Consider the following 19,122-nt stretch of genomic DNA (forward strand, 5'->3'; position numbering starts at 1 on the left):
GGTTCTTGCGAACGCCCTGCCCTACAGACGGTTTCGCTGCATGGCAATTGGAACGCCGGGCGGGACGCGCGGCGTCAGGGCTGGTGCGCCCACGACCAGCCCGCCGTGACCACCCCGACAAAGGCGCTGCGATCGCGCAGCTGGCCCGCCCGGGCGGACTGTGACGATCCGCTGGCGCCGCTGTCGGCGTAGCGGGCAAGCGAGGCGATCATGGCGAAACGGTAGGCCTCATAGGCCGCATCCGGTCTGTTCAGCCGCATGCGCACCAGACCGAGGGAGCTGGCATGCAGGATCAAGTTCGACGGCGGCGGTCCAGACCCCGCCAGAGCACGTCCCCTTCGGACAACGTCAGCATAGATGAGCTCGGCCTCGGCATCACGGCCCATGCTCATCAGCATGGACGCGAGATTCGCCGCCGCGTGCAGCGTCCCTGGCGAATCCGCCCCCCCGAGCCGCAGACGGGTCTGCCAGACCCGGCGCGCAAGAGCCTCGGCTTCGGCGGGTTGGCCAATATCGAGCAGCGTCGGCGCGAGGTTGCCGCCGGTCAGCAGAGTCATCGGGTGATCGGCGCCCAGGGTCGCGGCCTGCGCGGCCATCACCTCCCGCAACAGGGTGGCGGCCTCCGCCTTCCGGCCAAGGCCGCTGAGCGCGACGGCGAGGGTGTTCATCGTGCTCAGGGTCGCCGGATGGTCGGGGCCCTGCACTCGGATACGCACGGTCCAGGCGTCGCGCGCCAGCCGTTCGGCTTCGGCGAACTGGTCCAGATCCAGCAGGATTCCGGCGAGATTGGTGATGGCGTTGAGGGTCTGGACGGCTTCGGGCCCCTTCTGCGCCGTCCAGGCGGCGACGACCTGACGCTGCAGCCGTGCTGCTTCGCCACTGCGGCCCAGGTTTCCCAGGATCACCGCAAGATTGGCAGTCGACTGCAAGGTCGCAGGATCCCCGTCGCCGAGCGTCCGACGGAAGCCGTCAAGAACCCGACGCTGCAGGGCCTCGGCGTCCCGCAAGCGGCCGGCTGACCCCAGCGTGGTCGCCAGATTGCCGCCCGCCAGCAGGGTCGACCGGTCATCTGGCCCCTTCACCCGTGCGCGGGTTTCATACACCAGGGTCAGGAGCTCAAGCGCCTCCGTAGAGCGGCCAAGGTCGTCGAGGCTGATCGCCAGCTGGTTGGCGGCGGCGAGGGTTTGGTCATGGGTTTCGCCCAGCAGCGCCCGCCGCCCCGTCCAGGCTTCGCGGTAAAGGACCTCCGCGTCGCGGTGCCGCCCGGCATCGTTCAACGCGCCGGCCAGATTGAATGCGGCGTTGAGCGTCTCCCGATCAGCGTTGCCCAGCACCCGCCGACGAGCGGCCAACACGTCGCGAAACAGTACCTCGGCCTCTGCAACCCTGCCCATGCGTCGCAGCAGAACGCCGGTCCGGCTCGCCAGCGTCAGGGTCCGCAAGTCGTCCGGGCCATACAGAGTCCGGGCGCCATCGAGCAGCTGAATGACGAGCGCGGCGGCTTCCGCGTCCTTCTTTTGGGCGAGCAACGAGATGAAATAGAGGTCGCCGAACTGCAGGGTGACCTCACTGTTCCAGCCCATGGACCGGATCAGCGCCGGCCAGGCGCCGGCGAAGGCGGCCTCAGCCTCGACATATCGCCCGGCGTTGGCGTCGTGGGCAGCCTGTTCGATCTGCGCGGCTGCGGCCTCGCCGGCGGCTGCGCCCTGTGGCGGCGGCCGGGTCTGGGCGCTCGCCTGCGAGGCGGCCAGACTGCAGGCGAGGGCAAGCGCGGCGAGTCTCATGGCTGGTGCGCCCACGACCAGCCCGTGCGGACCTGACCCAGGAAGACGTCGCGCCCCGCGCGAAGGCCTTCTCGGGCTTCCTGTGAGCCGCCGGTCGCGCGGCGGTCGCGGAAGCGGCGCTGCAGGGCGCGCACGCCGGCGCCATAGGCTTCATACGCGCCCTGCGACCGCCCGAGGTCCATCCGCAGCTTGCCGAGATTGCCGTAGCCCGTGATCAGATTGAGAGGCGGCGGCGCGTTCGCGGTCATCCGCGCGGCGAAGCCCGCCGTGGACCGGCTTACCAGCGCTTCCGCCTCCTCGGTCCGGCCGGCAGCCCCCAGAGCCAGGCCGAGATTGTTGATCGACGACAGGGTGCCCGGATGGTCCTCGCCGAGGTCGCGACGGCGCACCTCGAGCACCTCACGCAGGATCTGTTCGCGTTGCGCCGCGTCCTGCACCGGATCGAGCATGCCGGCGTAGTTGTTGGCCGCCGTCAACGTCACCGGATGGGCGTCGCCGAGCACCTTGCGGAGCCGCTCCCAGACGTCGCGCTGGATGACTGCGGCTTCCTTCGAACGGCCCATCTGATCCATCGCGGCGGCCAGATTGATCGCCGCATGCAGGGTCTCTGGATGATCATCGCCGAGCGTCGCCTGGCGGGCCGCCCAGACCCGGCGCAGGATCGGCTCCGCTTCGGCCGGTCGGCCCCCTTCCATCACCGCCGTCCCGACGTTCGAAGCCGCGACCAGGGTCCTTGCGTCATTCTCCCCGCGCAAGCGCCCCAGTCCCGACCAGGCCTGACGGTACAGCCCCTCTGCCTCCGACGTGCGTCCCATGTCCGACAGCACAGCCGCCAGATTGTTGACTTCCTCCAGCGCGCTCTCTTCGCGACCGATCTGGCGGTATTGGACCAGCGTCCGCTCATGCAGGACACGCGCCTCCTCCAGCCGTCCGGCCAACCTGAGATTCTGGGCGTAGGCGCTGGCGGTCTGGAGGGTCGCGGGATCGCTCTCGCCGAGCACCCGGATCTCCGCCTCGAGGACGGACGACAGAACGGCGATAGCTTCGTTGTAGCGACCCTGGCGGCTCAGGATCGCACCGAGATTGATACCGGCGACCTGGGTCAGGGGCTTGTCGGCGCCAAGCGCGGCCAGCGAAGCCTCGTACAGCTTGCGCATCGGGGCCTCGGCCTCGACATAGCGGCCGGCAGCGTACAGCGCACGCCCCCGGTCCAGCAGACCCGACCAGTAAGCCTCCGTGTCCTCGGGGGCCACGGGCGCGGGCGCCGGGGGCTGGGCGCGCGCCATGCCGACCGCCGTCCCAAGGCTCAACAGCAGCGCCATCAACAGGGCGCGCCTGGCGTTCACGGCTGATGCGCCCAGGACCAGCCGACAGCGACCTGGTCGAGAAATATCCCCCTGTCCAGGCGACGTGCGGCCAGCGCCGTCTCTGTCGATCCGCTGGCGCGGCGGTCGCCATAGCGTCTCTGCAGCGCCGATGTCGCAGCCACATAAGGCGCCCAGGCCAGGTCCGGCCGCCCCAGCCGCTTCTGCGCCCAGGCCACGTTCACATACAGGTTCACCACATCGCGGGATGGCAGTTCCCGGGGCCTCAGGTCGCTCTCGGCGACGGCAAGCCCGTCTGCGTAGAGCTTGAGCGCCGCCGCATCGTCACCCGCCACCTGCAGGGCGACGCCGAGGTTGTTCATCACCCGCTGGGTGGCGGGATGGGCGGCGCCCTGCCTTGTCAGACGTATCGTCCAGACCCGCCGAAGGATCGGTACGGCGTCCGCCGCGCGGTTCATCTGCACCAGAAGCATCGCCCCCTTTTCCGCGGCCAGCAGCGTATCGGGATGCTGGTCGCCCAGGGTCGCGCGACGCCGGACAAGCACGTCAGAGACGATCTCCATCGCCTCCTTCGGTCGCCGCAGCTCGGCCAGCGCATCCGCCAGATTGGCCGCCGAGAGCAGGGTGTCCGGATGGGCTTCGCCACGGGTGCGTTTCCGGATCATCCAGACTTCGCGATACAGCGCCTCGGCCTCTTCACGACGGCCCAGTTTCGCAAGGGCGCCCGCAAGGCTGTTCATGGCATTCAGCGTATCGGGGTGCTCGGCGCCGTGGGTCGAGCGGTACCCGGCAAGCGCCTGACGCAGAAGGACCTCGGCCTCCGCCGGCCGGCCCATCTCGATCAGGCTGACGCCCAGACTGTTGGTCATGCCGAGGGTCTGAGGATGAGTCTCGCCACGGTCCCTTCTCAGTTGCGCCAAGGTCTCGCGTTGCAGGGCCTCGGCTTCGCGGCGACGGCCCAGCGCCGAAAGGGCGACCGACAGGCTTCCGGCGGCCTGAAGGGTGGCGACGTTGGTGTCGCCGGCGATCCGTCGCTGGATCTCCCAGTTCCGGCGCAACAGGACCTCGGCTTCCTTCGCCTGGCCACCGGCCAACAGTCGAAGGGCGAAGTTGTTGACCGCCGTCAGCGTGTCGCGGTGCTCGGGCCCCATAATCCGGGTCGTATCATCCATCACCGCCTTCATGAGGGTCAGCGCCTCGGCGGTCCGCCCCAGATCCTCGAGCGCGGACGCCAGATTGCTGCGCGCGACCAGCACGCCCCGTTCGTCCGGCCCTTCCAGCCTCGACCGCACCTCGACTAGGCGCCGCAGAATGGGCTCCGCTTCCGCAGGCCGGCCGAGCTGCAGGAGCATCCCGGCGAGGTTCGACTCGGCGTTCAACGTCTTCGGATCGTCCGGTCCGTTGACCCGAATACGAGCCATCCAGAGCGCCCGCTGCAGGACTTCGGCCTCGGCGGTGCGGCCAAGTTCATCGAGGCTCTTCACCAGGCCCGTCATCGCCGTGAGAGTGTCCGGATGATCGGCGCCCTTGACGTCCCGAAGGATCTCCATCGCCCTCCGGAACCGGGGTTCGGCAGCGGCGAAGCGGCCGGCGCGATGGTCTTCCAGCGCCTCCTTGTAGAGCTTGGTGGCCTCGAGCACGGCGGCTTGCGGAGCCGGCGCGGCGGCCGGCGCGGCCGCCTGCCCCCAGCATGTCACGGGCGCAGTCAGCGCGAGAACGCCGGTCAGGATCGCGATGGAGGTTCCGGTTCGCATCCTTGATTTCCCTTCCGGCGAAGTCGCGGCCCGCCGCGCTGCGATCAGGACCCTATGACGATGGGCACCAGCGAGTTGCCCCGTGCGACCACCAGCCGGAGCGGACCGGTCGTCGCGTCGATGGCCTGGCGCGCGGCAGCGGCGGATGCCACCGGCCGGTCGCCGACCGAGATCAGCAGGTCGCCGCGCTGCAGACCCTTCTGCCCCGCCGGCGAGCCGTCAACCACTTCGGCGATGAATGCGCCCCTGGCCTCTGCAGGGTAAGGATCGGTGGGGCGCAGGTCGCGGAACGTCAGGCCGACATTCACCCGTGGCGGAACGGGACGCGGCTGTACGGGGCGCTCCGGCGGCGGCGCGGGCGCCGGGGCTGGAGCCGGCCTCGGCCGGGTCGGCGACGGCGGACGCGGCGCGTTGCCCCCGTCGATCCTCGGGTTAGCCTTCGGCGCGGCCTCGGCGACGACGATCGCGACCTCGGCCAACGTGACCTCGACCTTGGCGCGGGAGCGGCCGCGCACATAGTCGAGGCGCACCCGGCTGCCGGCTTCGGCGACCCCGATCGCGGCGCGCAGGCTGGCGTCGTTGAGCACCGGGCGACCGTTCGCCGAGACGATGATGTCGCCGGGCCGCAGACCGGCCCGGTCGGCGGCCGAGCCCGCTTCGACGGCGTCGAGCACCGCGCCGCGCGCCTCTGCCAGCCCGGCCAGATCGGCCTGTTCCTGGGTCACGCGCCCGGCCCGGACGCCGAGCGTGCCGCGCTTGACGCGGCCATAGCGTTCGATCTGGCCGGCGACGGCCATGGCGATGCGGGTCGGAACCACGAAGCCGATGCCGACGTTGCCGCCGCCGCCGCGTGACAGGATCGCGGTGTTCACCCCGATCAGCCGTCCCCGGCTGTCGAGCAGCGGTCCGCCGGAGTTGCCGCTGTTGATGGGCGCGTCCGTCTGGATGTAGTCCTGAATGCCTTCACCGCTGGACCGGCCGACAGCCGAGACGATGCCCATGGTCACCGTCTGGTCGAGACCCAGCGGATAGCCGACGGCGAAGCTCAGATCGCCGACGCGGATCTCGTCGGAGTCGGCGACCTCGATGGCGCGCAGGCCTGGCGCCTTGACCCGCAGCACCGCGATGTCGGTTTCGGAGTCCGCGCCGACCAGCGTCGCCTCCGCGGACCGTCCGTTGAGGAATTCGATGCGATAGGCGACGGCGTCCTTGACCACGTGATGGTTGGTGAGGATCAGCCCTTCAGCCGCGTTGTAGATCACGCCCGAGCCGTTGCCCGTCACCTGACGGCGACCGCCCGAACCGTTGGCCAGCGTCACCACACGCACGACCGAGGCGAGTGAGGAACCGATCTGGGGCTGGAAGGTCAGCACGCCGCGTCGGGCGTCGAGAATGGCCCCGACAGAGGTCGGGACGCTCTGCGCCAGCGCGACGTTGGCGACCATGGCCAGGGTAACGCCTGCGATCACAACTGCCCTGATACCCGCCACGTCGCATCCCCTTGTTCGCCAAACACCGTATCGCCGACTAGCAGCCCGGCCAGACTACCGCCAGTCACGCCTTTGGCGACCTTTCGATTCCTTACGCGGCGAAACGTCAGAAATCGTCAGTGGCGAGCTGGCGGTGCGGCGAGCATCACCGGGGCCTGTCCAATCGGGGAAACACCTGTGTCGCTTAGCCTTCGTCTGTCCTTGCTCGCGCTCATCTTCAATCTTTTCGCCGCGCCCGCCATGGCGGGGTCCGCGCCGATGGCCCGACAGTTGGCCGTCACGGTGCAGATCGAGGTCGAGCGCGCGGCGTCCTCTGATGTGTTCTCCGAGGGACCGGCGGACCGCGGCGGCGGCTGGCGGCCGGGCCAGGTGTCCGGTCGCGGCGGCGGCAGCGGCTTTATCTTCGACCCCGCCGGCCTCGTCGCCACCAACGCCCACGTCGTCTCAGGGGCCCTGCGGGTCAGCGTCCGGCTTCGCGACGGCCGCGTGCTGCCGGCGAGGATCATCGGTGTCGATCAGGTCCTGGATCTGGCGGTGCTGAAGATCGACGCCGGCGCGCCCCTGCCCGCCGTCACGTTCGGCGACAGCCGTGAGGCGCGCGAGGGCGATCCGGTCTGGGCCGTCGGCGCGCCGATGGGCTACGGCTTCTCGGTCACCTCCGGGGTATTGTCCGGTCGCGACCGCTTCTATGACGAGACCTTCCCGGTCGCCCTCCTGCAGCACGACGCCGCCCTGAACCCCGGCAATTCGGGAGGCCCGTTGTTCGACCAGCGGGGCCAGGTCATCGGCGTCAACACGGCCACGCCGCCGGAAACCATCTTCGATATCGGCGTGGGCCTCGCCATCCCGGCGGAAGTCGCCGCCCCCGCCTTGCTGCGTCTGGCGCGCGAAGGCCGGCTCCAGCGCGGCCGGCTCGGCATCGCGGTCACGCGCGCCGACGCCGACATCGCCGCGGCGCTCGGTGTGGACCGCCCCGGCCTGATCATCGACAGCCTGGCCGACAGCGGCGCGGCGCGCCGGGCCGGCCTGGCCAGCGGCGACCTGATCGTGGCGGTCAACGGCACGCTGCTGACCAGCCCGCGCGACCTGACCCGCGCCCTGCTCGACAGCCGGCCGGGCGACGCCGTGCCGGTCTCCTACTTCAGGGATGGCCGCGAGGCCTCGGCCAGCGTCCAGCTGGAAGGCGAGAGCCCGGCCGGAGCGGCGCCCGCCGTCACCGCGTCGCAGGACACGCCCCTGGATCCGGCCTTCACTCTGGGACAATCCGACTGGGATGGCGGCGTGGCGATCGGTTCGGTTCGCGCGGACGGCCCGGCGGCGCTCTACGGCCTGCGCGCGGGCGATCGGTTGAAGGCGGTCAACGGTCGCGCGCCAGCCTCGGTCGAGGAAGCGCTCGCCCTTCTGGGTCTAGGCCGGGCGCGGGTCGCGCTGCTGCGGATCGAGCGTCCGGGAGAGCCGCCGCGGCACATCGTTCTGCCCCTCACCCGGGGCGCCGCCGCCGAGCGTCCGGTCGGCGGGGTGGTCGACGCCGTCGTCGGGCCGTTCTAATGGCGAAGCTGATCGATGTTATGCGAGTGCTTATGGACGAGGTCAATCCGGTGACGGAGCAAACGACGGGCGCGGACATTGGCGACGACGTCCTTCGGGCGTTCACCGCCCATTGCGCCGGCCGCGCCGTGCTCCTGCTGGAGGACGAGCCCGCCGTCGGCGAGCGGATCCGCGATGTCCTGACCGGCGCCGGCTGCGGCCGCGTGGTCTGGGTCAAGAACGGCCTGGAAGCGGTCGACGCCGCCGGACAGGGCGGCTTTGACCTGCTGATCCTCGACAGGAACACGCCCGGCATCGACGGTCGCGAGGCGCTGGAGCGCATCCGCGCGGCGGAGATCGCGACGGGCCGGGCGCCGGTGGCGGCGATGTTCCTCACCGCGCTCGGCGCTGACCGCCAGCGGCTGGAGGGTCTGGTCGCCGGCGCCGACGACTATCTGGTCAAGCCCGTGGCCGACCTGGAGCTTCTCGCGCGGTCCGTCGCCCTGCTGCGGCGTTCAGCCTGGGCTCCGGCGGGCGCTCGGGATGACGCGCCCGAGGTTATCACGAACGGCCCGCTGGTTCTGCGGCCGGCGGCCCTTGAGGCTTCGCTCGGCGACCAGGCGATCAAGTTCACCGGGCGCGAGTACGCGATCCTGCTCCTGCTGGCCCGCAATCTCGGGCTGCCCGTCACCCGGTCGATGATCTGGGATCGTTGCTGGCCCGAGTACAACTTCCAGCCAGACGAGTTCGAGAACCGCATCGATGTTCACGCCTCGCGCCTGCGCAAGCGGATGGAGGCCGCCGCCGACGCGGCCGGCGCCGAGATCGTGCCCGACAGCGCCAGACCGCTGGTGATCTCCATCCGCGGCCAGGGTCTGATGCTGCGCAATATGAGACCCGGCGACTGATGCGCGCGCCCGCCTTCATCGCGGTCTGGCTGGTGACCTTTGCGGTCATCGCCTCCGGCGCGGCCCTCGGGGGCGCGCTGCTGCTCGACCGCGACCTGCGGCGGGAGCGGGCGGCCGCGGGCGCCGAAGGCGAGCTGGCGGCCTTTCTCGAGAGCAAGGTGGCGGAACAGGCGCAGGGTTCCGAAGCCCTGACGATCATGAAGGGCTTCACGGGCAAGGCAGGCGACCATCGCGACGGCGCGGACCTCGCCGCGGACGTTGCCCGGTTCCGGTCCGAGGCGGGCGGCGGCGGCGCGACGGGGCGGGTGTTCCTCTACCGGCGCGGCCAGACGGTCAGTGGCGCAGCCGCCTGGCCGGCGGCGACCCAGCCGTTCCGACGCGGTCTCGTTCGCTATCAGGACGGTCCGGACGGCGATGAAATCATCGCCGCCCTGCACCGCTTCCCCAATGGCGACCAGCTGCTCGTGGGACGTCATGTGGAGCCCGTCGACCTGGTTTCGGGGCGCATCCTGCGCGTCAGCGGCCTGACCATACTGGGCCTGGCCCTGGCCGGCGGGGCCGTCGCCTGGCTGTTCGCCGTCGGCTACAACCGGCGCCTGCGCGCCATCACCGATGCCTGCGAGCGGGTCGAGGCGGGCGAAATGGACGCCCGGGCCCCGGCCGCCAATCGCACGGACGAGTTCGGCCTGCTGGCCCGCCGCGTGAACCACATGCTCGACAGGGTCGGGCGCTACGTCGAAGGCATGCGCGACGTCTCCGACGAGATCGCGCACGATCTGCGCACGCCGCTCAACCGCATCCAGGCGCGCCTCGGCTCCCTGAGGAAGGACCTGACGCCGGCCGCGGCGGCTGATCTCGATCTGGCCGCCGAGGATCTGCGCAATCTGTCGCGGACGATCGACGACTTCCTCTGGCTGCGCGAGGTCGAGGCGGGCCACGGCGGCCAGACCGCCTTCTTCGACCTGCGGGCCCTGGCCGACGAGGTGTCCGAGGATCATGCCCTGATCGCCGAGGATGACCGGGGCATCAGCCTGACCGTGCACGGCGATCCGGTCGAGATCATGGGCGTCCGGTCGCTGCTGGTCAGGGCGATCGACAACATCGTCGCCAACGCCGTGAAATTCACCCCGGCCGGCGGCGCGATCCGCGTGAGCACCGGTCGCGAGGCGGGTCATGCCCTTGTCATCGTCGAGGACACCGGCCCTGGCATGCCTGCCGACCTGCTGGGGCGCGCGACCCAGCCCGGCGTGCGCGGCGGCCATGACCAGCCCGGCCACGGCCTCGGCCTCGCCATCGCCGCCAGCGTCGCCCGCCGTCATGGCGGCGAACTGACCCTCGAGAACCTCACGGCCGGCGGATTTCGCGCCAGCCTGCGCCTGCCCCTTCCCCCCGCATGACCCGGAAGACCGCCATGTCCAGATTGCTTGTCGCGCTCGCCGCGCTCGCGGCCTCTGCTCTCGTCGCCGCTCCCGCCGCGGCGTCGGAGGTCTATTCGGTACTGGTCGGCGCCTCCGACTATGGACGCCTCGAGAAGGCGCTGCGCGACGCGGGCGACACCCAGGCTGATCGCGTGAACCTGAAGGGCGCCCGCAACGACGCCCTCCTGATGGCCCAGGCGCTGATCTCGCGCGGCGCCAAGGCCGGCAACATCACCCTGCTGATCGAGAACCCGGAACAGGCGGACTACCCCCTCCCCGCCGGCGTGAAGGTCGCCGGGACCCCGACCCGATCGCAGATCGTGGCGGCCATGGAGCGTCTGGCCGCGCGGGCCTCCACCGGCGACCAGGTGGTGATCCTGCTGTCCGGCCACGGCTCGCAGCAGCCCCAGCAGGGGACGCTCGAAGCCGATGGCCTGGACGAGATCTTCATCCCCGTCGACCACGGCCTCTGGACCGGCGGCAAGGACCGCGTCGAAAACGCCATCGTCGATGACGAGGTGGCAGACTGGATCGAAGCGATCCGCGCAAAGGGCGCCGACGTGATCTTCATCGGCGACTTCTGCCACAGCGGCGACTCGGTGCGCGGCGCGGCCAGCGGGCCGGCCGGCATCGACTTCCGCCGCCTGCTGGGCATCCCCAAGGCCGATGTCGACGCCGCCGCCACAACCGCCATGGAGACCTTCCGGGGCAAGCCCCGCCAGCGCGACAGCCGTGTGGAAGTCGCATCGAACAGCGCAGGCAAGGGCGGCTTCGTCGCCTTCATGGCCGCCGCCGCCGACACCCGCGCCGACCAGGTGCTGGGGCCGGTCTACCTGCCGAGAGCGGAGCGCAAGCCGAACGGCGTCCTGACCATGTACCTCGCCGCCGCGCTGGCCGACCCGTCCGTGCGGACCTATCGCGAGGCCGCCACCCGCGTGCAGGTCGGCTACAGCGCGCAGAACGTACCCTCGACGCCGGAGTTCGAGGGCGATCTTGACACGCCGGTCCTCGGCGACGCCGGAGACGCGGCCTCGACGGCATGGACCGTGTTCAAGCCCCAGGCGACGTCGCTGACCAGCCTGACCCTCAACGCCGGCGCCCTGCAGGGCGTGACGGAAGGCGCCATCGTCGGGCTTTCGGAGATCCAGTTGGCGCAGGCCGGCAAGGAGACGGTGCTCCTCTATGGCCGGGTCGAGAGCGTCAGCGCCGGGACCGCCAGGCTCGTGCCGGTCGCCTACGGCGATGTGCCTGCCGAGCGTTGGGGCGATATTCGCACCGCGAGCGGCGGCAAGTTCGGCTGGTCGGCCTACCTGGTGGCGCGGCTGGTGCAGAACGGGGCCCAGTTCGGCTTCGAGGTGGCCCGCCCCGCCGCGCCGACCGCGCCGACGACGCGGCAACGTGCGGCGACTGCCGCGATCGACGCACTCGGTCTTGAGGCCGCGGGCGCCAAATTGCGTCCCGCCGGCGATGCGGCGGACTTCATTCTGCGGTTCGAAGGCGATGCGCTGGTCATAAGCCAGTCTCCCGCGGCCGGCGTCGCGGGCTCCGAGATCGGCCGCATCGACCTGCGCGATTCCGACTCCGCGCGCGATCCCTCCGGCTTCTTGCGCCAGCGTATCGGCGACGCCCTGTCCCGCACTCTGCGCGCCGCCAAGCTTCGACGGCTGGTCGAGACCATGAACGCCGCGCCCGGTCAGGACGCCGGGACCGATCCCGCGGCCTCACTGACGGTGGAGACGCGGATCTGGTTCGCCCCCGCAGGCTCCGGTCAGGACGGCAAGGCCTGTCCGGCAGCGCCGCTGTTCCTCGCCGACCGCGCCTTTCCCGCCGGCACGTCCAGCCCCGCAGACCTCGGATGGACCAGCGCCGACGCACCAAAGCTCAGCCCCTGCGACACGGTCTATTTCAGGCTGCGCAACGGCGCGGCGGCCGGCGTGGACGTCACCGGCCTGGTGATCCAGCCGACGGCGGCGGTCGGCAGCATGACCGATCCCGTCTATGGCGTGAGGCTCGAGCCCGGCTCGACCGGCGTCTATGCGTGGCAATTCGATCCGATGACCGGCCGGTCGCCGGCCATCTCTGATATCGCCTTCATCGTCGTCCAGTCGGATCCCGCGGTGCGGATCCATGCCGACTACGCCTACCTGGCGCAATGCGCGGCCACCGACTTCAGCTGCGCCACCGGCGGCGGGACAACCCGTGGCGGGGACCAGCCCTTCGCCCAGGGCCGGGCGAGAGGCTTTGCCGACATGCTGGACGGCGTCCTGGAGGGCCGGACCCGTTCCGGCGCAGTGGGCCAGGCGGTGGGGTCGTCGGGCGTCCTGCTCTACAGCTGGGTGCTCGAGCCGCGCCCGTGAACGATGCCCCCAAAAAGGGGGGTGCGAGCATCGTCACCTTTCGTAAGTATCGTCGAACGCCGATACGGCTCAGAACCACGGTGTCAGCACGGCTCGACATGGGCCGGCGAAAAATTCTGCAACGAAAGGCGACCCTTTATGTCCGGCGTTAAAACCACTCTGGCGATCACCGCGTCCATCCTGGCCCTCGCGACCGCGGGCGGCGCGACGGCCCAGGCCTCCGGGCCGGCCGCAACCGCTCCGACGACCAAGGCCGAAGTCTCGGCCGGCGTGACCGGCGCCGCCAAGATCGAAACGGCTTACCGTCTCGCCGCCTACGGCCGTGAGAAGGCCGATCCGCAGGCCCTGATCCTGTCGGCGAAGATGCTCAACGAAGTCGGCGCCCAGGCCGGCGACCTGACCGGCGCGACCACCACGGGCGGCGTGGCGGACTCGGCCGCCAAGAAGGCCAAGCCGGAAATCACGCCGGCCCTGCTGCTCGACGAAGCCGAAGGCCTCGCCCGCGGCAATGAAGCCGTGCTGGCGCAGATCGCCGAAGTCCGCGCCTCGGCCCAGAAGGGCTTCATCGGCGGCGTCCGCCGTTCGGTGATCCGTCTGCAGGCCCGCTCGGTCTGGACCTGGACCGGCACCGCCGTCGCCGGCCAGCCCGCCATCGCCATCGCCCAGGGCGACGGCGACACCGACATCGACATGAAGGTCTATGACGGCAGCGGTAACCTGATCTGCCAGGACACGCTGAACGACTACACCCCGGCCTGCCGCTGGACCCCGGCCTGGACGGGTCGCTTCACGCTGCAGCTGATCAACAACGGCGGCGTCTACAGCGACACGGTCCTGGTGACCAACTAGGCGATGCGGGCGATCGCCCCGTCCCGATGACCTGGCTGCGGCCCGCCACCCGGCGGGTCGCAGCTGTCGTTTTGGCCGCCCGTCCGGATCCCCGGAGCGGCGACCGTATTTTGGGTAAACCGATGAAGCGTTCGACCCCCTTCCTGAAACTGTCGCTGAGCGTCGCGGTCGCCTTGACCCTGACCCTGTCCGCCACAAGTTCTCCCGCGGGGGTGTCGCCCGAACAGTATGCGAAGCTGCGTGAAGAGACCTACGAGGCCGCCCAGGGCGCCGTCGTGTCCGCCGCCGCCGACGCCATGACCAACATCAGCGCCCGGTTCGGCGAAGGCCAGGGCGAGCTCGCCGAACTGGTCCGCCGCCGCGAGGCGCTGCTCAACCAGATCAACGCCCTGCGCAAGCAGATCCAGCGCGCCACCGAAACCACCGGCACGAGCGTCGAGGCGATCGCCCAGCGCGCCCGCGCCCGGGCGCTGCGCGATCAGGAAGCGGCCCTGTCGCTGGAACTCGACACGCTCGAGAAGACCATCGATGAGCGGTTCCCCGCCTATGTCGAACTGACGCGGCCGATGCCGCTCAAGGCCGCCGAGACCCAGGCGCTGCTCGACAAGGACGAAGCGGTGCTGCTGATCGTGCCGGCGCCGGACGGGACCTATCTGTGGGTGGTCACCCGGGACAGCTTCGACTGGGCCCGATCGACCATGAAGGACGACGACATCACCGCCGCCGTTCAGTCGTTGCGCAAGGCGCTGGATCCCTCGACGGGCACGCGCGGCAATGTCGGCATGGCCGGTGCGACGCCCGCGCCTGCCCCGTCCGCGGCCAACGAGGCCCCGGCCTTCGACCGCAAGACCGCCTTCAAGCTCTATTCCGAACTGATCGCGCCGCTGGAGCCGAAGTTCCGCGACAAGAAGGTGGTCTTCATCGCCACCACCGGCGCGCTGCAGTCCCTGCCCTTCTCGGTGCTGGTCACGGCTGAACCCCAGGGCGCGGACACCGACCGGGCCTATGTGCGGGAAACCCAGTGGCTGATCGATCGCTATGCGCTGGTCACCCTGCCGGCGATCTCGTCGCTGCGGACCCTGCGCTGCCTGTCGGCGACCACCCCGCATCCCGGATGCGGCGGCGGCTCGCGTGGCACGGCCAAGGCGGCGGCCAAGCCGACCCTCGCCTATGCCGGTCTCGGCGGTCCCGCGCTCGGCGGCGATGTCGGGGAAAGCCGCGGCGCTGAAGGCTGGGAGCAATATTCCAACGGCGAACTGGCCGACACCGAGAAGCTGCGCGCCCTGTCCCCCCTGCCCGGCGCCGAGTCTGAAATCGGCGCCCTGGCGACGCTGTTCGGCCGTCGCGGCGCCTTTGTCCGCACGCGCGAGCAGTTCACCGAGACTCTGGTGAAGACCAGCCTGGACATCCGCAGGGCCGATGTTCTGCATTTCGCGACCCACGCCCTCATGGGCGGCGAAGGCGGTTCTCGCGGGGAGCCCGGCCTCGTCCTGACGCCGCCGCTGGCCAGCGCGGCCTCCGCCCAGGATGACGGGCTGCTGACGGCCTCCGAGGCCGCCGCCCTCGACATCCAGGCCAGCTTCGTCGTGCTGTCCGCCTGCAACACCGCGCGGGCGGACGGGACCCTGGGCGCGGACGGCCTGTCCGGCCTGGCCCGCAGCTTCTTCTACGCCGGCGCGCGGACGCTCCTGGTCTCCCACTGGCCGGTGGACGACAAGTCGACCAAGGAACTGATGGTCTCGATGTTCGACGGCCTGAACGACGCCAAGGGCAATCGCGCCGTCGCCCTGCAGCAGGCGATCCTCAAGGTGAAGGCCGAAACCGCCTTCGTCGAGCCGCGCTACTGGGCCCCCTTCGTCCTGGTCGGTGAAAGCCGCAGCAAGTAGCGGCCCGGACGACGCGGCTCGTCAGGGACGGTTGGCCGGCGACGTGGCTGCGTCCCGCACGCCGGCCGGGAAGGCCGACAGCAGGCGGTAGACGTTCCGCAACAGCGACAGGTCGAGCGCCGCCTCCGGGTTGTTGGCCAGCTCGGTGATCATGTTCTGGACCTGGGCGGCCGCAGCGCCTGGCGACCCGGCCTTGCGGGCCATGGACACGGCCTCGCGGAACTCGCTCTCGGGACAGGCGCCCGCGCCCGCGAACACCCAGAACGTCTGCCCGCCGACCTGGTCCGTCTGCAGGATGCACCGGCGGTCCGGCGCGAGGCTGTACCAGATCAGGCCGCGGAAATCGTCGAGCGCGGTGCCGGCGAAGTCGTTGTGACCCAGCATCCCGCCGCTGGCCGCGGTGGTCTCGACGGTTTGCAGCCCGTCGGTGATGACGATCCGCCGGGCGTCGCCGATCCGCTGCATGCCGTTGATCTGGCCGCTGATCAGCAGGGCCTTGTCGCGCTTGGACGCATAGAGGGTGAACCGCTCGCCCATCGACCGGATCTGCGGCCAGCGCTGGTTGAAGTCATCTACGCCGACGTCCGGCGCGGCGAGCACGATCTCGGCGAAGCGGGGACGGTCGGCTGCCGGCATCCCGCCCAGCCGGTTCAGCGCCTTGATCAGGAAGCGGTTGCCCATCGAATGGGCGATCAGATGCACCCGGTCAGCGCCGGTCCGTCGCGCCACGTCGTCGAGGAAGGCGGCCAGATCGGCGATCTGGCTGTCGATCTCGGCCTCTTCTTCGTCCTGGCGATAGGCCAGGACGCTGCCGCGCGAGGGCCAGGAATAGAGGATCGGCGCGCCGTCGATCGACAGGTCCGCCGCCAGCTGGGCGGCGCGCTCGGCGCCGGCCTGGAAGTCGGTGTTGAAGCCGTGAATAAAGACGAAGACTTCCTTGCGGCCGGAGGTGGCCACCCGCCCGCGAACTTCGCCGAAGAAGGCGTCGCGCGAGCTCAGCGGCTTGATGTCGGTCAAAATGATGTGGCGGTTGGGATCGGGCCGGAACTCCGCGCGCCAGAAGCTGGGCTTGGGCAGACTGCCGGCCGCCCGGTCGCGAGGCACGCTGATGTAGGCCTTGCCGTAGACCAGCGGACCGCGCTCGCCGCCGTAGAACCTGACCGGCTCAACCGCCCCGGTCGGCTTGCGATGGGTGGCGTAGAACAGCTCGACCACATCGTAGCGGTTCGACTCGCCGCCGCGGGGCTTGTAGGGCTCCGGCAGCGCAACGCCAGGGTTGGCCGAGACGAACGCGTCGCGGATCGCCTGATACTCGGCCCGCACTTCCGGCAAGGAGGGGTGTTTGGCGGCCGTCGCGATGCCAAACGCCCGGTCGATGTCCGTCACGGCGCCGCGCAGATCACCCAGCTGCATCCGAAGCGCCGCGATCCGGCGTAGCGGGTCGACCTGGGTCAGGTCGTCATGACCGTCATGGCTCGCCGCGATCGTCGCCACCGCGGCCTGGTAGGCGGAAATGGCGGCGGCCTTGTCGCCCGCGCCTTCCAGGGTGCTGGCGATGGACAGTTGCAGATCGATCGCCGCGGCCGGATCGATCGCCGCCAGCGACGCCAGCAGCTGTGGGTCGTTCACCGCCCGGCGCAGGGTCGGCAGGTCCTGGCGTGCCGAGGCTTCGGAAACCTGGGCGAGGGTCAGCTCCCGGGCAAGCGCCGGCGACAACGACGCGAAACCCCAGACAACGGCCGCCGCGACCAACGCACGCCAGTTCATCGACATTCCCTCACGCCTGTCATTTCAGGTTCCGACTAGCATAGTTCAAAAACCGACAGTCTTGCGTTTCATGACGAGCCTCGCCGCCTGGCCGCCGTCAGTTCGGCGATCTGGGCGGTTGTCAGGCTGAGTTTGCTCGCCGTGACCAGAAGTCTCTCGGCCTGTTCCTCACGCCCCTGCGCCTTCAGCATCTGGGCCTGACGCAGCAGCGGCAGACCCCAGCGCGGGCTCAGCACGGCGGCGGCGGCGAACCGCTGGGCGGCGGCGTTCCGGTCGCCCTTGCGCGCGAGGGCTTCGCCCCAGATGACCAGCGGGTCGCTCAGGGCCGGCGCCAGGGCTGCGGCCTTGCGGGCCTGGACGATGGCGCCATCGACATCGCCGGCGGCCAGGCGCATCCGGGCCCATTCGAGATATCCGGCCGGCAGGCTCGGCGCGAGCGCCACCGCCCTCCGGAAGGCGACTTCCGCACCGGCGCGGTCACCAGCCATTCCCGCAATCACCGCCCGCACCCGGGCGCAGAGGTAACAGTCGGCCGGCGACGCCGCGATCATCGTACGCGCACCCGCCAGGTCGCCGCGCATGGCCATGACATAGGCGAGGTTGGGCGCGATCTGCGTTCGCCGAACGACCAGCCCCGCGTCCCCGAACATCAGGGCCGTCATCTCGGCCTTGCGCAGCAACCGCTCCGCGGCCACCCAGTTTCCGGCCTGTATCTCGACCAGCCCCGGCGCCATGGCGGCGTCGATGATGGCGTCCTCGGGAAGATTGCCGCGCAGGTCTTCGAGCGCCTGACGCGCGCCGACGATGTCGTGGTCCAGGGCCAGCACCCGCGGCAGAGACGAGGCGGCCTGGGCCGCGCGGGAGAGGCCGCCGATCCGCATGGCGCGGGCGTAGCTTTCAGCCGCGGCCCCGAAGTCGCCGCGGGCTTCCTGGACCCTGCCCTCCGCGGTGGCGAGACGACTGGGGCCGCTGATCTTGTCCATGCTGCGTCGCTCGCGCCGCATGGCGGTCAGGGCGGCCTCGGACGCCGCCAGGGCCTGCTGATCGCGACCAAGCACCCGGTGCGCCGCCGCGAGATTGTCGTGCGTCGCGGCGATGTCGGGATCGAGCTCAAGGCTCCGCCGCGCCTTGGCCGCGGCGCCGGCGAAATCGCCGCGCGACGCCAGCAGGCGGCTCCACATCGCAAAGCCCCAGGCGCGATCGGTCGGCGATCCGTTGAGCGCCAGCCCCTCGGCGACGGTCAGCGCCTCGTCCTGCTTGTTCTGGGCCGAGAGGTAGACGGCGTAGCGATAGGGCTCTGTCTGGGCCAGAATCTGCTCGGCCGCGCGACGGATCAGTTGGTCCAGTTCGCCGGGTGCGCCGTAGAGCGTGGTTCCCGGCCGGTCACCGACGCGGACCGTCAGGCTGATCCGCGCCTCGTCCTGCACCAGCTCGCCCGAGACGATCGTCTCCCTGCCGAGCCAGCCGCGCAGCAACGCGTCGATGTCGCTCAGCGATATGGTCGTCTCAGGAATTTCGACCTTGATCTCCTGGTGCTGCGTCGCGCGGACCGCGCCGCCCGCCCGCACCGAGCTTGTGATCGACTCGATCTCGCCGAGGCTGTCGGAAAGGCGTCCCGCCAGCACCGGCCCCGTCATTCCGCGCGTGGCCATGCCCGGCGGCACGGCGAAGGCCTTGATGACCAGCCCCTCGGCCTGGCTCGCCCGCCAAAGGAATCCGGCGGCGATCACGACGAGCGCCAGAACGCCAAGGGCAATCGCCAGTTCGAAGGCGGCGTGCAGGCGTTCGCGGAGAAACTTGACGCTCTGCTCCCGGGTCTCCCGACGCAGGTGCTTCATCTGCAGGTCCAGCATCCGGACCTGCTTGCGCATCAGGGCCCTGGCGGAGGGATCAACCTCATCGCCATCGGTGTCGAGGGCTTCGTCCAGGGCGATGTCCAGCCCCATGTTGCCTGTGCCGCCCGCGTCCGATTTCATGCCCGTGTTCGCCCCCGCGGTCCGGCCGCCCTCGCGCGGACTTTACCCAAACCCGCCCTCAAGACCAGCATGGTCGCGCCC

At 70.5% G+C, this 19,122-nt stretch carries 12 protein-coding genes; 6 read left to right on the forward strand and 6 right to left on the reverse strand.

Annotated features, from left to right (window positions below; all coding sequences use genetic code 11):
- Window positions 1-74 precede the first annotated feature (74 nt).
- From AC3WJT_RS14000 to AC3WJT_RS14015, 4 genes are read right to left on the reverse strand one after another with little or no spacing between them, the layout of a single operon-like run.
- Entirely contained in the window at window positions 75-1,784 is a 1,710-nt protein-coding gene (locus AC3WJT_RS14000; protein WP_492343738.1) for a tetratricopeptide repeat protein, read from the reverse strand.
- Window positions 1,781-3,130, reverse strand: coding sequence for a tetratricopeptide repeat protein (locus AC3WJT_RS14005; RefSeq protein WP_492343739.1), 1,350 nt, complete (start codon window positions 3,128-3,130; stop codon window positions 1,781-1,783). Before AC3WJT_RS14005 ends, AC3WJT_RS14000 begins: the two co-directional genes overlap by 4 nt.
- A complete protein-coding gene (locus AC3WJT_RS14010; RefSeq protein WP_492343740.1) occupies window positions 3,127-4,863 on the reverse strand; it encodes a tetratricopeptide repeat protein in 1,737 nt (578 codons plus the stop codon). Before AC3WJT_RS14010 ends, AC3WJT_RS14005 begins: the two co-directional genes overlap by 4 nt.
- A gap of 44 nt (window positions 4,864-4,907) precedes the next feature.
- Window positions 4,908-6,353, reverse strand: a complete 1,446-nt coding sequence (locus AC3WJT_RS14015) for a trypsin-like peptidase domain-containing protein (protein WP_492343741.1) — start codon at window positions 6,351-6,353, stop codon at window positions 4,908-4,910.
- Window positions 6,354-6,530: 177 nt separating this feature from the next.
- On the opposite strand from AC3WJT_RS14015, the gene AC3WJT_RS14020 reads away from it, so the two are divergent.
- From AC3WJT_RS14020 to AC3WJT_RS14045, 6 genes are all read left to right on the forward strand, one after another.
- Complete coding sequence (locus tag AC3WJT_RS14020) at window positions 6,531-7,901, forward strand: trypsin-like peptidase domain-containing protein (RefSeq protein ID WP_492343742.1); 1,371 nt, start codon at window positions 6,531-6,533, stop codon at window positions 7,899-7,901.
- A gap of 20 nt (window positions 7,902-7,921) precedes the next feature.
- Window positions 7,922-8,788 (forward strand): response regulator transcription factor, encoded by an 867-nt coding sequence (locus AC3WJT_RS14025; RefSeq protein WP_492343743.1) that lies wholly within the window; start codon window positions 7,922-7,924, stop codon window positions 8,786-8,788.
- A complete protein-coding gene (locus AC3WJT_RS14030; RefSeq protein WP_492343744.1) occupies window positions 8,788-10,185 on the forward strand; it encodes a sensor histidine kinase in 1,398 nt (465 codons plus the stop codon). Before AC3WJT_RS14025 ends, AC3WJT_RS14030 begins: the two co-directional genes overlap by 1 nt.
- Before the next feature lie 14 nt (window positions 10,186-10,199).
- The gene (locus AC3WJT_RS14035; RefSeq protein ID WP_492343745.1) at window positions 10,200-12,563 is read left to right on the forward strand and encodes a caspase family protein; all 2,364 of its coding nucleotides are present in this window, start codon (window positions 10,200-10,202) and stop codon (window positions 12,561-12,563) included.
- 138 nt (window positions 12,564-12,701) lie between these two features.
- Complete coding sequence (locus AC3WJT_RS14040; protein ID WP_492343746.1) at window positions 12,702-13,412, forward strand: hypothetical protein; 711 nt, start codon at window positions 12,702-12,704, stop codon at window positions 13,410-13,412.
- 122 nt (window positions 13,413-13,534) lie between these two features.
- Window positions 13,535-15,298: a CHAT domain-containing protein gene (locus AC3WJT_RS14045; protein WP_492343747.1), complete on the forward strand. Its 1,764-nt coding sequence runs from the start codon at window positions 13,535-13,537 to the stop codon at window positions 15,296-15,298.
- Window positions 15,299-15,319: 21 nt separating this feature from the next.
- Here the strand turns inward: AC3WJT_RS14045 and AC3WJT_RS14050 are convergent, their stop codons facing one another.
- Together AC3WJT_RS14050 and AC3WJT_RS14055 are read right to left on the reverse strand one after the other, a co-directional pair.
- Complete coding sequence (locus AC3WJT_RS14050) at window positions 15,320-17,065, reverse strand: alpha/beta hydrolase (RefSeq protein ID WP_492343748.1); 1,746 nt, start codon at window positions 17,063-17,065, stop codon at window positions 15,320-15,322.
- Window positions 17,066-17,133: 68 nt separating this feature from the next.
- The gene (locus AC3WJT_RS14055) at window positions 17,134-19,041 is read right to left on the reverse strand and encodes a tetratricopeptide repeat protein (protein WP_492343749.1); all 1,908 of its coding nucleotides are present in this window, start codon (window positions 19,039-19,041) and stop codon (window positions 17,134-17,136) included.
- Between the last annotated feature and the right edge of the window lie 81 nt (window positions 19,042-19,122).

The sequence above is a fragment of the Caulobacter sp. FW305-C-30-S16 genome (genome assembly GCF_058783025.1).

Bases quoted from the DNA above. Each gene is read 5' to 3' on its own strand.
- AC3WJT_RS14000 (WP_492343738.1), bottom strand. From the start codon at position 1,784: ATGAGACTCGCCGCGCTTGCCCTCGCCTGCAGTCTGGCCGCCTCGCAG.
- AC3WJT_RS14010 (WP_492343740.1), bottom strand. From the start codon at position 4,863: ATGCGAACCGGAACCTCCATCGCGATCCTGACCGGCGTTCTCGCGCTG.
- AC3WJT_RS14025 (WP_492343743.1), top strand. From the start codon at position 7,922: ATGCGAGTGCTTATGGACGAGGTCAATCCGGTGACGGAGCAAACGACG.
- AC3WJT_RS14030 (WP_492343744.1), top strand. From the start codon at position 8,788: ATGCGCGCGCCCGCCTTCATCGCGGTCTGGCTGGTGACCTTTGCGGTC.
- AC3WJT_RS14035 (WP_492343745.1), top strand. From the start codon at position 10,200: ATGTCCAGATTGCTTGTCGCGCTCGCCGCGCTCGCGGCCTCTGCTCTC.
- AC3WJT_RS14040 (WP_492343746.1), top strand. From the start codon at position 12,702: ATGTCCGGCGTTAAAACCACTCTGGCGATCACCGCGTCCATCCTGGCC.
- AC3WJT_RS14045 (WP_492343747.1), top strand. From the start codon at position 13,535: ATGAAGCGTTCGACCCCCTTCCTGAAACTGTCGCTGAGCGTCGCGGTC.
- AC3WJT_RS14050 (WP_492343748.1), bottom strand. From the start codon at position 17,065: ATGAACTGGCGTGCGTTGGTCGCGGCGGCCGTTGTCTGGGGTTTCGCG.
- AC3WJT_RS14055 (WP_492343749.1), bottom strand. From the start codon at position 19,041: ATGAAATCGGACGCGGGCGGCACAGGCAACATGGGGCTGGACATCGCC.